Annotated in this window: 14 protein-coding genes; 3 read left to right on the top strand and 11 right to left on the bottom strand. The window is 60.8% G+C overall.

What is annotated here, in order from left to right:
- Position 1: 1 nt before the first annotated feature.
- Genes IRI77_RS17255 through IRI77_RS17230 form a run of 6 tightly spaced genes read right to left on the bottom strand, consistent with a single transcriptional unit; the run spans position 2 to position 6,738 of the window.
- Complete coding sequence (locus tag IRI77_RS17255) at positions 2-1,321, bottom strand: UDP-N-acetylmuramoyl-tripeptide--D-alanyl-D-alanine ligase (RefSeq protein ID WP_194453276.1); 1,320 nt, start codon at positions 1,319-1,321, stop codon at positions 2-4.
- The gene (locus IRI77_RS17250) at positions 1,318-2,814 is read right to left on the bottom strand and encodes a UDP-N-acetylmuramoyl-L-alanyl-D-glutamate--2,6-diaminopimelate ligase (RefSeq protein WP_194453275.1); all 1,497 of its coding nucleotides are present in this window, start codon (positions 2,812-2,814) and stop codon (positions 1,318-1,320) included. The genes IRI77_RS17255 and IRI77_RS17250 overlap by 4 nt, the downstream gene beginning before the upstream one ends.
- Complete coding sequence (locus IRI77_RS17245) at positions 2,811-4,925, bottom strand: penicillin-binding protein (protein ID WP_194453274.1); 2,115 nt, start codon at positions 4,923-4,925, stop codon at positions 2,811-2,813. The genes IRI77_RS17250 and IRI77_RS17245 overlap by 4 nt, the downstream gene beginning before the upstream one ends.
- A gap of 30 nt (positions 4,926-4,955) precedes the next feature.
- Positions 4,956-5,432: a hypothetical protein gene (locus tag IRI77_RS17240; RefSeq protein ID WP_194453273.1), complete on the bottom strand. Its 477-nt coding sequence runs from the start codon at positions 5,430-5,432 to the stop codon at positions 4,956-4,958.
- Between the two features lie 34 nt (positions 5,433-5,466).
- On the bottom strand, positions 5,467-6,336 hold the full coding sequence (gene rsmH, locus IRI77_RS17235; RefSeq protein ID WP_194453272.1) for a 16S rRNA (cytosine(1402)-N(4))-methyltransferase RsmH: 870 nt from the start codon (positions 6,334-6,336) through the stop codon (positions 5,467-5,469).
- A gap of 6 nt (positions 6,337-6,342) precedes the next feature.
- The gene (locus IRI77_RS17230) at positions 6,343-6,738 is read right to left on the bottom strand and encodes a division/cell wall cluster transcriptional repressor MraZ (protein ID WP_194453271.1); all 396 of its coding nucleotides are present in this window, start codon (positions 6,736-6,738) and stop codon (positions 6,343-6,345) included.
- A 286-nt stretch (positions 6,739-7,024) separates the two neighbouring features.
- Between IRI77_RS17230 and IRI77_RS17225 the strand changes: the two genes are divergently transcribed.
- Positions 7,025-7,582 carry an inorganic diphosphatase gene (locus IRI77_RS17225; protein ID WP_228486782.1) on the top strand — a complete coding sequence of 186 codons (558 nt, stop codon included), beginning with the start codon at positions 7,025-7,027 and terminating at the stop codon, positions 7,580-7,582.
- Positions 7,583-7,588: 6 nt separating this feature from the next.
- Here IRI77_RS17225 and IRI77_RS17220 read toward each other — a convergent pair whose 3' ends face one another.
- The 5 genes from IRI77_RS17220 to IRI77_RS17200 form a co-directional block, all read right to left on the bottom strand.
- On the bottom strand, positions 7,589-8,506 hold the full coding sequence (locus IRI77_RS17220) for a DUF1848 domain-containing protein (protein WP_194453270.1): 918 nt from the start codon (positions 8,504-8,506) through the stop codon (positions 7,589-7,591).
- Positions 8,507-8,536: 30 nt separating this feature from the next.
- Positions 8,537-8,986: an HIT family protein gene (locus IRI77_RS17215; protein WP_228486781.1), complete on the bottom strand. Its 450-nt coding sequence runs from the start codon at positions 8,984-8,986 to the stop codon at positions 8,537-8,539.
- A gap of 54 nt (positions 8,987-9,040) precedes the next feature.
- A complete protein-coding gene (locus IRI77_RS17210; RefSeq protein ID WP_194453268.1) occupies positions 9,041-9,358 on the bottom strand; it encodes an HU family DNA-binding protein in 318 nt (105 codons plus the stop codon).
- 40 nt (positions 9,359-9,398) lie between these two features.
- On the bottom strand, positions 9,399-11,162 hold the full coding sequence (locus IRI77_RS17205) for a 30S ribosomal protein S1 (RefSeq protein WP_194453267.1): 1,764 nt from the start codon (positions 11,160-11,162) through the stop codon (positions 9,399-9,401).
- Positions 11,163-11,445: 283 nt separating this feature from the next.
- Positions 11,446-12,741, bottom strand: a complete 1,296-nt coding sequence (locus IRI77_RS17200; protein ID WP_194453266.1) for a nickel-dependent lactate racemase family protein — start codon at positions 12,739-12,741, stop codon at positions 11,446-11,448.
- Between the two features lie 285 nt (positions 12,742-13,026).
- On the opposite strand from IRI77_RS17200, the gene IRI77_RS17195 reads away from it, so the two are divergent.
- A complete protein-coding gene (locus tag IRI77_RS17195; protein WP_228486780.1) occupies positions 13,027-14,598 on the top strand; it encodes an N-acyl-D-amino-acid deacylase family protein in 1,572 nt (523 codons plus the stop codon).
- Positions 14,595-15,416, top strand: a complete 822-nt coding sequence (locus IRI77_RS17190) for a class I SAM-dependent methyltransferase (protein WP_194453265.1) — start codon at positions 14,595-14,597, stop codon at positions 15,414-15,416. The genes IRI77_RS17195 and IRI77_RS17190 overlap by 4 nt, the downstream gene beginning before the upstream one ends.
- Positions 15,417-15,421 lie beyond the last annotated feature (5 nt).

The raw sequence follows: 15,421 nt of genomic DNA, 5'->3' as shown, positions 1-15,421 counted from the left end.
TTTAGTTGAGAAACTCCTGTAACGCCAGCTCGACGCGGGTGCCGCGTGAGCCTTTGAACAAGAGAGCATCACCGCTCTCCGCCAGCGTCTTGACGAAACGGCCCGCTGCCGAGGGCTCCGGGAAAAAATGCGCGGCGCCGGGCGCTAACCCGGCGTCAAGTCCTGCGTCGACCAGATGCCTTGCGGCGCCGCGAATCCCTACAAGCACAGAAATCCCGCGCCGGGCCGCGTACGTACCAACTTCCCGGTGCAGGTCCTCGGACCAGCGTCCAAGCTCCAGCATCTCGCCCAGAACCGCGATGCGCCGTTTGGCCGGAGTATCGGCCAGCAGGTCCAGCATCATTTTGGCGGCCTCTGGATTCGAGTTATAACAGTCGTCCCAGATCACCATGCCGCGGCTCTCGATGCGCGCCAGGCGCATCTTCGGAGCCTGCAGCGAGGCGATGGCATCCTTCAATCCGGTCAGATCCATCTTGAGTGCTTTTGCCGCAGCCAATGCCGCCAGCGCAGCCATCAGGCCGCCGCGTGCAGGCAGGGGACAAAAAAATGAGCCCACGTCCGCGACATCAAACTTCGAGCCCTCAGGGAGGAACTCAAGGTTTGAGGCCCGGACGTGGGCTGCCTCGATGGAAGAAAACTCACTGGTGCCGTAGAAGATCGTCCGGCCGGGGTGCTGTGCGGCGAAAGCGCGCACGCGCTCGTCATCGCCATTCAACACGGCAATGCCATCCGGGCCGAGACTCTCAATAAGCTCGCGCTTGGCCAGCGCAATCTGCTCAATCGAACCCAAATTCTCGATGTGAGCGGAGCCCACATTGATCACCACCGCGATATCCGGCTTGGCGATGCGGGCCAGTTCCGCGATCTCGCCCGCGTGGTTCATGCCGATCTCCAGCACGGCGACTTCTGTATCGCCGGCGAGATTCAGGATGGAGAGCGGCAACCCGATGTGGTTGTTGTAATTGCCCGCCGTCTTGCCTACGCGGTACAGGGTGGACACCACTGCGGCCGTCGCGTCCTTCGTGGTCGTCTTCCCTGCGCTGCCGGTGATCGCCACCACCACGCCACCCCAGCGTTCGCGCTCCGTTGCGGCCGTCTGTTGAAGCCAGGCCAACGAGTCGGAAACAACTAGCTGCGGTCCGCCGCCCTCAATGAAGCGCTCTACCACGGCTGCCGCGGCGCCGCGTTCGAAAGCGGTCAAAACGTGATCGTGGCCGTCGTGATTGGGGCCTTGGAGGGCAACAAACAGGGCTCCAGGCTCAATCGCGCGAGTATCGGTACTGACGGAAGTACAGTGTGCGCCGGCGACGAGGAGGTTCATGCGCGCGCCTCGCTCTTCGGTACATACCCAAAGCCTTCCAACACCCGGCGGGCTGCCACGCGGTCGTCAAAATCGATCGTCCGGTCGCGCAGCACCTGGTAGGTTTCGTGTCCCTTGCCGGCCAGCAGGACAATATCACCCGGGCGGGCCTCGGAAATGGCCAGCCGGATCGCTTTCTCGCGGTCGGGTTCCACGACGTGTTTGGTGTCAAAGCGCCGTACGCCGACCAGGGCGTCGTTGATGATGCTGAGAGGATCCTCGCTCCGCGGGTTGTCGCTTGTGACCACCACATAGTCGCTCATCTCAGCCGCGGCCTGGCCCATCAGTGGACGCTTGGCCCGGTCCCTGTCGCCGCCGCAGCCGAACAGCGTGATTACGCGCTTGGGATTCAGCGCCCGCGCGGTGGCGATAGTGTTTCGCAGGGCATCGTCGGTGTGGGCGTAGTCCACTACGACCAGGAACGGCTGCCCGGCATCCACGCGCTCAAATCGTCCGGGCACCGCCGTGCAGGACTCCAGGCCCTCGGCGATCTGCTGCGCCGTCAGGCCCAGGCTCAGCCCCACGGCAAATGCGCCCAGCAGGTTGTAGACGTTGATCAGCCCGCAAAGCTTGGACGCGATATGCTGCCGGCCACCGGGAAAGCGCACGTCGAACCGCAGACCGTGGAAGCCCGCGTCAATGTTCTCGGCCTTCACATCGGCATTGTTCTTGAGGCCATAGGTCAGCCGCTTGGTCTCCGGCTGCAGGGGGATTTGCTTGCCCCAGGAGTCGTCCGCGTTGATGACCGCGAATTTGGGAGCCGGGCCACCGCTGCCCTGGAACAGTAGTACCTTCGCCGCGAAGTACTCTTCCATCGTGCCGTGGAAGTCCAGGTGGTCCCGGGTCAGGTTGGTGAACAGAACCGTGTGGAATGTCAGGCCGGCGACGCGCCGGAGGGCCAGTGCGTGGGACGAAACCTCGAAAGTGAAGTTGGTGCCGCCGGCCCGTCTTACCTCGTCCATGAGGCGCATCAGATCGAGCGAATCAGGTGTTGTATTAACGGCGGGCCGCTCTTCCCCTGCAACCCGGTACAGGATGGTCCCAACCATTCCTGTTGTCCGGCCTGCGTGTCGCAGCATGGCATCAACGCAGTAGACCGTCGTTGTCTTGCCATTCGTGCCCGTCACTCCAACCAGCGCGAGGCTCTCGTCCGGAGCGCCATAGAAGCGCCGGCTCATCGCCGCCAGGGCGGCTCGGCCGTGTTGGACTTGGATCCAGAGCCCGTCGAAATCGTCCGGCTTCGCCAGTTCCGAAACAACCCCCAATGCTCCTGCCAGCAGCGCTTGCGCTGCGAACGCACGGCCGTCTGCCTTGGCGCCGGGAAAGGCGAAGAAGAGGTAGCCGGGCTTCACCCGGCGGGAGTCGTACTCCAGCCCGGCAACGTCAAGCCCGTAGGCTTCGAGTGCGAGGGCGGCGCCAAGCGGAACACCAGAGATGAGGTCAGATAGCTTCATTGCGCGGCCGAGAATTCAACCTGGATGCGTTCACCGCTGGACAAAATCGTCCCGGGTGCCGGCTTCTGGACTCGGGCCTTGCCCCGGCCTACAATCTCCACCGGCAGTCCGAGCGTTGCTGATTGCCGTAGGACCGCAACCACTGCCATACCGCGAAAATCTGGGACCTTGGGGCCCACCAGCAAGGGGGAGAACGGCTTGGCTTCGGGTTCCTGGTCAGCAGCCTGGAGCTTCTTCTTCTCCAGCTCTTCCTTCTCCTTCTCCTTTTCCTTCTTGAGCGCCTCGGCCTTGGCCACGCGGTTCTCAGGCAATTCGTCTGTTTCCGCCGGGGTCAGGGGCTTGGGCTGAATATCGGATTCGGGGCGGTCCTTGGGGACCTGGAGCACTCGCAGTGCGGTTTCCGTCACCTTCGAGAAGATTGGCGCGGCCGCGATGCCGCCCTGTTTCGGCGTCCGGTTCAAGGTGACAACTACGACCACCCTGGGATTCGTGACAGGTGCGAATCCAATGAACGATGAGTTGTGGCGGTTCTGCCAGGCGCCATTCTCGAAGATCTCGGCCGAGCCCGTCTTGCCGCCCGACGAGTAGCCGGGGATTGCTGCGCGCCGGCCAGTGCCTTCTTCCACGACGCTCTCCATGATGCGGCGGATTGTGAAGGCCGTCTCAGGGCGAATCACACGAATCGGGTTCTTGAACTCAATCGGGACGTTCTGGATATGGCCATCATCGGTCGGTCGCGACTTCTTCAGGACAATGTGCGGATTCACCAGCAAGCCGCCGTTGGCAATGACGGAAACCGCGCGCGCAAGCTGGATTGCCGTGGCGCCTACTTCGTGTCCAAATGCAATGTACTCGTGGGAAGCCGGTGACCAGCACCAGCGGTCCTTCGAGTCTTTGCACTCCAGATGGCGCAGCAGGCCGCGCGATTCCGCCGGGAGTTCGATGCCGGTCTTTTCCCCGATTCCGAAGCGCTTCAGATAGTCGTAGAGCGTCTTTGGGCCGGAGGCGATTGAGATCTTGGCGACACCGATGTTCGAGCTCTTGATCAGAATCCCAGCCACGTCCATGTTGCCCATGCGGTGCAAGTCGTGAATCGCCCGGCGCCCCGGGCGTGCGAACGAACCGTTCTCACAGAAGATGCCCGATGACGGCGTGAACCGCCCCGAATCGATGCCCATGGTGACCGTGATCATCTTCATCACGCTGCCGGGCTCACAGGGGATCTGTACGGCGATGTTCTTGTGGCGCGCCTCGGCTTCCTCCGGCGTGGGCTGCTCGTGCCTGGGGTCAAATGTCGGGTAGTTGGCCAGTGCCAGCACTTCACCGGTTTGAGGATCCATCACGATGACCGTTCCGCTGGACGCCGCCGCCTCTTTGACGCCTTCGGCCAGGAACTCCTCGGCATCGTGCTGGATGACGCGGTCGATGGAGAGGGTCAAGTTCGTCCCCTGGACGCTCTCTTCACTCACCCAGCTGACATAGCTGTCCTGGCGCGAGCCGGTCAGCACCATCATCTTGCCGGGCTTGCCCTGCATCTCGTTGTTCAGTTTCTGCTCCAGGCCGGCGTTGCCGTTGCCTTCCGAATCCAAACTTCCGATCACATGGGCGCCGGTGAGGCCGTTGGGGTATTCCCGCTGGTGGTCCGGCAGAATCTCGATGGGCAGCGTGCGGCGCAACGGCTGCAGTCGGTACTTCTCGTCTTCCGTCAAATGCCGTTTGATGACGAGGAACCCGCGTCCACGGGCCTTCTTCGCGCCTCTGTCCTGGTATTCCGCAATCTTATTCGCCAATTCCGTGGAGTTCAGGTTCAGGGCCGGGGCTACGATCGCGCTGAAAAACTGAGGATCGGCCACCCGCTGCGGGTTGACCACTACCGATTCCGTCCTGACGCTGATGGCCAGGGGAATGCCCGTACGGTCGAGGATCTCGCCTCGATCCGCCGGGATCTGGATCCTATGCTGGTGTTGGGCTTTGGCCGCTCTGACGAACTCGTCGTGCTTCAGGACCTGCAGGTAGCCGAGGCGCCCCACAATGAACACGGCCCAGATGAACACAATTCGGCCAACCAGGATGACACGTTTGGACGCGCGGTCGCCTACCGGATTCTCCATAGCTGCCTCGTGCGGGTGGGGGCAGGCCGCTTAATGGCGGGTGCCCAGTGACGCAACAGCGCCTTTCGATGGAGGTGCGAAGATTACCGCCGCCGCCGCGGGGGTCGTGAAATTGTGTCCGGCATACTGCTCCAGTTGGCTGGGGCTGACGAGCGCCGCCTGGCGGCTGCGCAGCACGCGCAATTCGTTCGTCATCCGGTCACGGTCGTGCTTCAACTGTTCCATTCGGTGGCTTGCCAGCAGCGTGTATCCCCCGGGCAGCAGCATGGCAATCAGCAGCAGGCTTGCGGTGAGCACACCACCGGCCATCCCGACACTCGCCAACCAGTCCTTTTTGTCCACCAGACGGACAACCGTCGTGTTATCGATCGACTTTACGTACAGGTGGATCTCTTCTTTCGGCAGTCGGCGCAGCCGAAAGTCCGTTGCGTTTCCCCTCCGGGCAGCGGCGCTGCTCATAGCCTTCCCCGCCGCCAGCCAATCAAACAATGCCGCGAGGCTTGTCATGGAATTGAATCTCCCTCTCCTAAACCAAAAACAGCTAGTTCATTTCCAGCGCCCGGAGGACAGCACTCCGTGAAGCTGAATTCTTTCTTGTCTCTGCATCACTCGGCCTGACCACGTGCTTGGTCAGGATTCGGGCCCGGCTCTGTCGGCCTAGATCCCGAAATACGGTCTTTACCTTTCGGTCATCAATTGACTGGAAGGCAATCACTACCCAACGCCCGCCTGGCGCCAAACACCCAGGCGCCTGCTGCAGCATCGCGTCCAACTCGCCCGGTTCGTCGTTGACAGCCATCCGTAACGCTTGAAACACCCGCGTGGCCGGATGCAGTTTTCCGGACCGTGGCACGACCGATTGAACGACATCCGCCAACTGGCCGGTGTCCCTGATCGGCCGTGCTCGGACCAGAGCTCTGGCAATTCTCTCTGCCGGGTGCCTCCTTTCTTCGCCCAGGCTCATGAACAGCTGGGCAAGTTCTCGTTCGGAAGTCCGGTTCAACACGTCGGCAGCTGTGATTTCCTGCTGCCTGTCCATGCGCATATCCAAGGGAGCTGCCTGCATAAAGGTGAATCCCCTGTGCGGGGAAGTCAGCTGCATACGGCTCACACCAAGGTCCGCAAGAATTCCATCCACCTTCTCTATCCCTATTGCGCGGAGCGTCTCCGTCAACTGCGAGAATGCGCTCTGCCGGAAGGTAATCCTGTCCAGGCAGTCTTCGCAGTTCTGTTTCGCCAGCTCCAGCGACTCCGCGTCGCGATCCAGCGAAATCACCCGGCCGGTGGTCAACTGGCGCGCGATCGCCCCGGTATGCCCGCCCAAACCGCATGTCAAATCCGCATAGGTTCCCTCGGGGCGTATCGCCAGGAACTCCAGCGATTCGCCAAGCATGACTGGAAAATGTCCCATGCCGTCTCACAACCGGAAACCTTTCGCCTTCGCCGCCTTCAAGCTTTCTTCGATCTCCGCCATCAGGCGAGCCTGCTCGGTCTTGTGCTGCTCTTCGGAGTAGATACTGATCACGTCTCCGTCAAACCGCAGGTAAACCGACTTGTCTTCCAGGCCCAACAACTTCCTCAACGACTGGGGAATCGTGATGCGGCCCTGCGGATCCAGGTCCACATCGGCGCCGAACATGTCCCCGTACTTCGCCATCGTTTCCAGCAGGGCGGGTTCCTCACTCAGCAGTTCGAGATTGCGTTCAAAGCTGCCATTGCAGTAAATTCGAGCCATGCCCTCGTACATCGTGGCGAACAACGTCTTATCTATCAGCGCTTTCAGGTATTCCTGGTACTTCGCTGGCAGCTTCAAGCGCCCCGCCCCGTCTACCCGGGCGGCGTGGAAGCCACGAGGGTTGCGAGGTGTCAAAACTGCTTCGGCTTGAGCCATTTTGGTCCGAATACGACTTTTCTGGTCCGAATCGGACCATAGACGTATCCTAAACCCTCGTACTGTGCCGCGCAAGCCCTTTTTGAACCTTCAAGCGGAACTTTAAGCTTCTCCTTTTCTTCGCTTTAAGGGCCTGTGTGTGAATCCCACCTCCTCATATAGGTGGTGTTGTTGGAGGGGGCCTCCCGGATTTGCTAGTCTGACTCTTGTGTCAATAAAGCTCTACGACCTCGACCCCGGTCCGGAAACGCCCGAACTGGTCCGAATGATCGTTGAAATCCCGAAGAACTCCGCTAACAAGGTGGAGTATGACGGGAACCTCGGGCTGTTCCGGTTGGACCGGACCCTCTACTCCCCCATGCACTATCCCGGCGATTACGGGTTCATCCCCGGAACGCTGGCCGAGGACGGTGACCCGCTGGACGTTCTGACCCTCGTCAATGAGCCAAGCTTCACCGGTTGCCTGATTGAGGTCCGGCCCGTCGGCGTCCTGGATATGGTCGACCGGGAGGAGCAGGACCAGAAGATCATTGCGGTCCCGACCAGGAATCCGCGCTACGACCAGATCCATACGATGGACCAGGTTTTCCCGCACGTGCGTCGCGAGCTTGAGCACTTCTTTAGTATTTACAAGGAGTTGGAGGGGAGAGTCGCGACCACTCACGGCTGGGGCGGTCCGCGCGAAGCCCGCCGCTGCATCGTCGAGGCGCGCCAGCGGTATCTCGACTCCAAGGCCACTCCCGAGCCTTTGGCCGAGGGTATCTAGTCCGTACTATTCACCGAAGAGCGGCAGGATCGGCGGTTGTTCCGGTTCCAGCGGGATCAGTGCGTCGGCGTTCGGGTCATGAGCTTTGTATCTGGCCAGAGCGATGTCCCGGCGGCGCACCGCGTAGCAGTAGGCGCAGCCGTGCGGGCAGGTGTCATACGCGCCGATATCCCTGGATTCGTGGCAGGCGCAACCCGGGCGGTTGCCCTTTAGAGGAATGTCCAGATTCAGTCCCGCGATCGCACTCAGACGCCGGGCATCCACACACCGTGCCTCCTCCACACTGCTGGACAAAAACTGAGGCTGTGTACAAATAGTTAGCGACATGCCATGGGCCCGGGCGGTGCCGGCGAGTTCTTCCAGCAATTCCGTCTTCCTGGAATGGTCCGGATCGGACCATTCGAACCCATGTCGCTCGCCCGCGGCGTCCAGATTCCTCTCGCTCTTCTTGTAGATCGTGGCGAAGCTCACGGTGACTTCATCGACGGCCCCCTGGAGCGATGATGCGAGTTCAGCGAAGTTCCTGCGGTGGAACTCCAACGAGGTCACATCCGTGCACACAATCGGGTCGTACCGCCAGACCGGGCACTTCGGGTGGACCTCCGCGCTCAGGCGGCGGATCTGCTCAACTGCCTTGCGTGGGTCAATCACCGCGGCTTCTAGTGATTTCGGGTAGTTCGTTACGGTGAACTGGACCACAAACGGACGGCCAAAGCTTTGGATCTCGGCCAGCCTGTTCAGGCAAGGCCCGAAGTTCCGCGTCCAGAAAACGAAGCCAGTGACTCTCTCGGGACGAAGGTCGATCCGCTGCGCACGGCCCGAGTAAGGATTCTTGACGCGGCAGTATCCTGCTTCCAGCCTGGCGAAGAACCAGTCACTATAGAACGCTGGAATGTCGGTGCGATAGCTGGCGGAGATGATCATGCCAATGGGACCGCCGGTCCACCGGAATGGCTACTCGCCGCGAAACGCGGCAGTCAGCTTCCGCCAGGTTTCCGGGAGCTCTTCCGGCATGATCCGCGTTTCCCCGATGGTGGTCATAAAGTTGGCGTCGCCTGCCCATCTTGGCAGGACGTGCATATGCAGATGGCCAGCCACGCCTGCTCCGGCGCACTCACCGAGATTCATGCCCGCGTTGAGACCCTGTGGCCTGTAGACAGCACGCAAATGGTGCACGGCCGCACGGGTGAGTTGCATCAACTCGGCGGAAGTCTCCTCGGGGAGGTCCTCCAGGCTGGCAATATGAGCATAAGGGGCCACCATCAGGTGGCCCGTTGTGTAAGGGTAAAGATTCAACAGTACGAAGTTGTGCAGTCCACGATGGAGGATGAGATTCTCTTCGTCACGCTGCTCGCCGGACTTCACACAGAAGATGCAAGCGTCGGATTGAGAAGCCTTACTCACGTAGCGATAACGCCAGGGACTCCACAAACGATCCATCGCCTAGGGGACCCGGCTCTACAGTTCCGGAGCCGGCGTGGCGGCGGGCGTTTCCGTGCCCTCGTCGTTCACCAGGTCTTTCAGCTCTTTGCTGGGCTTAAAATACGGAATCCGCTTGGCCGGCACATCCACCCGGGCACCGGTCTTCGGGTTGCGGCCTACCCGCGACTGGCGTTGCCGAGTGCGAAAACTGCCAAATCCCCGGATCTCGATTTTGTCGCCTTCGCGCAAAGCCTTCACCACGCTGTCGAAAATCGCCTCGACAATTACTTCTGATTCCTTGCGGGTGAATTCCACCACCCTGGAAACTTCTTCAATGAGATCCGCTTTCGTCATGTGTCAGTGATCCTGTCCTCTTCCCGCGCTCAAATCGCTCCTATTCCTGTGACGCGCCCTCGCTCTTGGGCGTCGTCTCGGACTCCGCCGGAGCTTCCACTTCCGGCTCGGCCGGAGTGAGGGCCTCTTCAATCTGGTGCGTCGCCTCGGTCGCTTGCCGCTGGTAATCTTCCAGCCGCTGGCGTTCCTTCTCTGCTTCCAGACTGACCACAGTCAGCCCAATCCGCTTCTCCGCCTCATTCATCTTGATGATCTTGAAGCTGAGTTCCTCATTCAAAGGAAGCGGCGGATTCTGTTCCCGCAATTCGGGGGGAATCTCTGTATTGTGGCAAAGTCCTTCCACGCCTGGTGCCAACTCGACGAACACTCCGAAGTTGACCGCGCGCGAAGGCTTACCTTTCACGATATCGCCAACCACGTGAGATTGGAAGAACGTTTCCCAAGCATCGGGCTGCAACTGCTTGATACCCAGGGAGAGCCGCCGATTGCCTGAATCGATGTTCAGGATCACCGCCTGCACCACCTGGCCCTTCTTCAACAGTTCGGACGGGTGTTGTACACGCTTCGTCCAAGACAGGTCGGAGATATGCACCAGCCCGTCGATGCCTTCCTCAATCTCAATAAAAGCGCCAAAATCTGATAGCTTCCGGACACGTCCTTCGACCACGCTGCCGATCGCATAGCGTGTATCGACAGTGGTCCAGGGGTCGGGTTCCAGTTGTTTGATGCCCAGTGAGATGCGCCGTTCCTTGGGCTTCACCTCCAGGACGACGCTCTCAACGTTATCTCCAACCCGGACTACCTTGGACGGGTGCTTCATGCGCCGCGACCAGGTCATCTCAGAGATGTGGATCAACCCTTCCACGCCCGGTTCCAGTTCCACGAACGAGCCGTAGTCGGTGACGCTCACGACGCGCCCAACCACTTTCATGCCATCGGCATAGCGGTCGTGAATGGTCTCCCAGGGGTCCGGCTGAACCTGTTTTAGCCCGAGTGAGATCCGTTCCTTGTCGTTGTCGAACTTCAGGACCTTGACAGTGATCTCCTGGCCTACCTGCAGCACGCTGGAAGGATGGGCCACGCGGCCGTGGGACATGTCGCTGACGTGCAGCAGCCCGTCAATACCACCCAGATCGACGAAAGCGCCGTAATCCGTGAGATTCTTGACGACGCCCGTGATCAGGTCTCCCTCATGGATGTGGTCGAGCAGGGAGGTCTTGCGGACGGTGAGCTCGTCTTCCATTGCCGCCTTGCGCGAAACCACCACATTGTTTCGGCGACGGTTTAACTTGACGACCTTGACGACAATGTCCTGTCCGATGAACGCATCCAGATTGTGCATTGGACGCACATCCACCTGGGTGCTGGGCATGAAGGCCACTACGCCGACATCCACGCTAAGTCCGCCTTTGACCCGGCCGAGTACGCGGCCGGACATCATGAGACTCTCGCGGAATGCCTTCTCCAGTGTGTCCCAGGCTCGAATCCGGCTGGCTCGCTCGTGGGAGAGGGCTATATAGCCTTCCATCTCACGGCGGCGATCCACCATCACTTCGATGGTGTCACCCGGTTGAACCACAATCTGGCCGTCTGGTGTGGAAACCTGCTCAAGCGGGACACACCCCTCCTGCTTCAGCCCGACGTCAACGATGACGCCCTGAGGGGTGATCTGCAGGACGTGCCCCATCAGTACCTCACCCTCGGCGGGTGGTGCGAGATGGCTGTAGTCGTCGAGCAGTTGCTCGTAGCTTTCCTCGCCGCCGGCGGGAATCTCCGCCGGACGGTCGTCCTGGTTGCTGGTCATGCCCCAGTCTCCAAAACCGCCTCAATTCCGCAGTCTGCGACGATCATCGTCCAGGGAAGCGAGCCGCAATTCGATAGTCCAACCGCGCAGTCAGCGTGTTGGCCCCTCGGATTTCGGCGAATCTTCCGGATCGAACTCGCCACAGGTGCGTGTGCACCCCCCGGCTTCCACACAAACCGTTGAAAGTGCGACACTTCAGAACTATAGCCGAGCCTGGAATGCTTGTCAACCGCGCTCCGGCCGTCGATTTTCTATTTCTCTCACCGCTTTGGCCGTCCAGGATTCAGACGAGCGCCGGTTCCGGCAGCGTGGACTGCGGCCGGGCGAGGACATACGGACCCTCCGGCAGGACGGCGACCTCTGCTCCGGAACCTACTTCGGAACGGAGCGCCTGAAACGCGCTGGCAGCGCTGGGGAACAGTTTGCCCCAGATGTTTGCGTGGTATTCCGGCGGCAATCCAGGCGTGTACCACCAGACCCGGTGAGAGGCCACTACCATGGCTAGTTTCTCCAACTGCCACTGGTCGATAGTCACAGGAGTATTCGAAATTGTTTCGAGAAACGCCTGCGGGTCGGGGAACTCCTTCATTAGACGGGAGAACTCAGGAGCACCGGCACCCTCGTCACAGGCTGCCATCAATAGGATGATCCCGCCTGGTTTCACAATATGCGACGCTGCCGTCACCCCTTTCACACCCTGGTAAAAGGTCAGATCCAGCGGATAACCGGCCGCCGAAGTAATAGCCGCGTCGACCCTCCCTGGAATCCACTGAGTGGTACTTGCCCTGACGAAGGCGATGCCCTCGGCGTGGGCCTGCCGCGGTTCGCCGGCAAAGGCCGCTGCGATCTTCCGTCCCTCGGAAAGCACTACGTCGAACACGAAATCATGCCCCGCCATTTGAGCGATTTCCAGAAGTTCCTGGTGCAGAGGGTTCTGCTCGACCGACCCCTCGACGGCTCTCGCGTCTCGCATGAACCGGGGACTATGCAGGTTCTTGATCGTCTCCTGGTAGGCCAACCCCGGGGCGATCAGCTTCCGGCCGCCGGAGAAACCGGCCATCAGGTGCTGCTCGATGAAGCCCAACGTGATGCGCAACTCGGCGTCCACGAAACGACGATCGACGAAGACTGGCGTGCCGGACTTCGTCACGCCCAGCTCGCGGTGATCCGCGAGTTCGCGCGCATTGTGATTCACGATCGGATAATTGGCCGCGATCTCAGCCCCGAGGATCTCGACGATCTCTGATTCCGTCGCCTGACGGTGCAGGCCGGTCGCAATCAGAATGGTCGTCCGGATCTTGGGGATACCTGCTTGCTCCAAACGCGCCAGCAGTGGCGGCAGTGTGCGCCTGTTCGGCGCCGGCCTGGTGATATCACAGACGGAAATCGCCGCGCTGTGCCGGCCGGCCGCCAATTCCACGAGCGGCGGACAGCCGATCGGATGATCCAGCGCGTCTGCCAGCATCGAGGCTTCGTCAGTTGAGGCCTCTGCCCAGCGGGTCTCCAATACACGGTATTGAGGGCCTTCCGGCAGGTCCACGCTGAGGCCCGTCTTGCCGAAGGCGAAATCCGTTCGCATATGTGCAACGTATCACAACATGGATTCACTTCCCCTTTGAGTGCCGATTCCTGGAACCGAATCCGGTTTGGCTCGTCAATTGCACTGTAAGCGTCATGATCAATTTATCGGGGGTGCCTATGTTGGTCGGAGGAGTGATCACAGCGTTGCTGATTCTGGGGCTGTTCTTCTCAATGCTTGGTTCGTCGCCACGCAGCGAGCGCTAGTCCTGTTCTGTCGCCGGTTGGCCGTTTAAGAAACACCCAGTGACCGTTTGGGACACAAAGTCCCGCTACAATAGCCTGCATGGTTCGCGGGCTCATCCTTTGGTACCTTCTCGCTTTCCCTTCGTTCGCACAGACGTACGATCTGCTGATACGGAACGCCCATATCGTGGACGGCGCCGGAGATCCCTGGTTTCTGGGTGACGTTGGGGTGGAGGGAGACCGCATCGCAGCGGTGGGCCAGCTTCGGGATGTGTCCGCGAAGTTTACAGTTGATGCCACGGGGTTGACGCTCGCGCCTGGTTTTATCGACACGCACAGCCACGGACTGCGCGGGATTCAAGCCACGCCCACCGCCGAAAATCTGATTCGCCAGGGTGTGACCACCATCATCGAAGGTCCCGACGGCAGCTCGCCGTTACCTATTCGCTCGTTTCTGGATGGGATCACCGGCCATGTGGGCGTGAACTTCGGTCTGCTGGTAGGGCACGGTACCATCCGGTCCAAGGTGATGGGCAGCCAGAACCGAAAGGCGACACCGGCCGAACTGGACCAGATGAAAGCCTTGGCGCGCCAAGCCATGCTTGACGGCGCGTTCGGACTGTCCACCGGTCTTTTTTACGTCCCCGGGAATTATGCCTCTACCGAAGAAGTCATAGAGTTGGGCAAAGTCGTCGGAAGGCTGGGCGGCCTGCACACCTCCCACATGCGGAACGAGGGGGCCCTCGTTCTCGACAGTGTCAGGGAAACAATCCGCATCGGTGAGGACGGACACCTCCCCACCCAGGTCACTCACCACAAGATCATCGGCAAACAGAATTGGGGGCTGAGCCGGGATACGCTCCGCCTGGTCGAAGAGGCGCGCAGCAGGGGAGTGGATGTCACGGTCGATGCCTATCCCTACACCGCCTCCTCCACTGGAATCGGAGCGCTCTTTCCCCAGTGGTCCCTCGCCGGCGGCAGCAAAGCACTAGTGGAGCGACTGGCCGCTCCCGAATCGCACGCCAGGATCAAAGCCGAAATTGTGGACAGGATCCTGAACGATCGCGGGGCCGGAGATCCCGCGAATGTAGTAATCGCCAGTTGTGGGTTCGATTCGTCACTGGCGGGCAAGAGCCTGGCTGACATCGCCCGGGCCCAAGGCCGCGACGCCACTCCCGAATCCGCTGCTGAAGTTGCCATCGAGTTGCAGCAGAAGGGCAGTTGCTCGGCGATCTACCATGCCATCAGCGAGGAGGACGTCGAGCGCATCCTCCGCTATCCGTTTACGATGATCGTCTCAGATGGAGGTATTCCCGCGTATGGCAAGGAGATGCCGCATCCGCGTAACTACGGCACCTTTGCCCGTGTGCTGGGCCGCTACGTCAGGGAGAAGAAGGTCTTGACACTGGAGGACGCGGTCCATCGCATGAGCGGACTCCCCGCCCGGCGTTTTGGTTTGCAGGATCGAGGATTGATTGGGCCTGGGATGAAGGCCGATCTGGTTCTGTTTGACCCCGCGTTGGTCTCGGACAGGTCAGACTACCTCCACCCGCACCAGTACTCAGTGGGGGTAGACTCGGTCTGGGTGAATGGAGTGGCAGCCATGCGGCAAGGAAAGATGACCGGTGCACTGGGGGGGCGGCCTTTGTACGGGCCGGCGGTGAAGCAATGATCACGGCCGATCAGGAACGCGAGTTTTACGACCGTCAATATCGCCAGTTTCTCGAGTTGCCCGATCACGCTTTGCGCATCGACCGGTCGATTCTGGTGGGGAATTGCAACAACCCCGCGCATCCGTTCTATGAGCGCCGCCGCCTCTACCTGGCGTCGATGCAAGCCCTGGAGACGGAGCCGTTTCCAGGCAAACGCGTGTTGGATTACGGCTGCGGACCGGCCGATTTCGGGGTTTGGATGGCTACGGAGAGCGCCGAAGTCACCCTGCTGGACCTCTCGCCCCTGGCTGTGGAACTTGGCCTTAAGCGGGCAAGGGCGAGCGGGGCGGCGCGTAGGGTGAAAGGCGTGGCCGCCGACGCCTCCTCGCTCGACATGTTCGCCGATAATGCCTTCGACCTGGTGTTCGCCTGTGCCTCGCTCCATCACACGCTGAAGTACCCGGGCGCGATGGAGGAGTTGGCCCGGATCATGCGGCCGGGTGCGCGCCTGGTGCTCTGTGAGACGTGGGGCGGGAATCCCTTGCTGGAGGCGGCCCGGCAATGGCGGGCACGCGTGGAAGGCGAACTCGAGGAGCAAGGCGAAGATATCATTCTCTCGAGTAAAGAATTGAAGCTGCTGGAGGCGCACTTCGGCGACATCCGGGTGCAGCATCTGAACCTGCTGGCGATGGGCAAGCGGCTACTGCGCGGTAAGTTCGAGAAATCCTGGGCGAGGGCCGCGGTGTCCGTGCTGGAAAAAACAGACCGGGCGGTGATCACCATCTGCCCGCCCCTGAAAGACTGGTGCGGGGAGGCGGTGATCACCGCCCGGCGTTAGCAGCC

This window comes from Paludibaculum fermentans, from assembly GCF_015277775.1.
Lineage (GTDB): Bacteria > Acidobacteriota > Terriglobia > Bryobacterales > Bryobacteraceae > Paludibaculum > Paludibaculum fermentans.
Note: the sequence above shows the minus strand (reverse complement) of the source record. Positions and strands in the feature narration are given on the sequence as shown.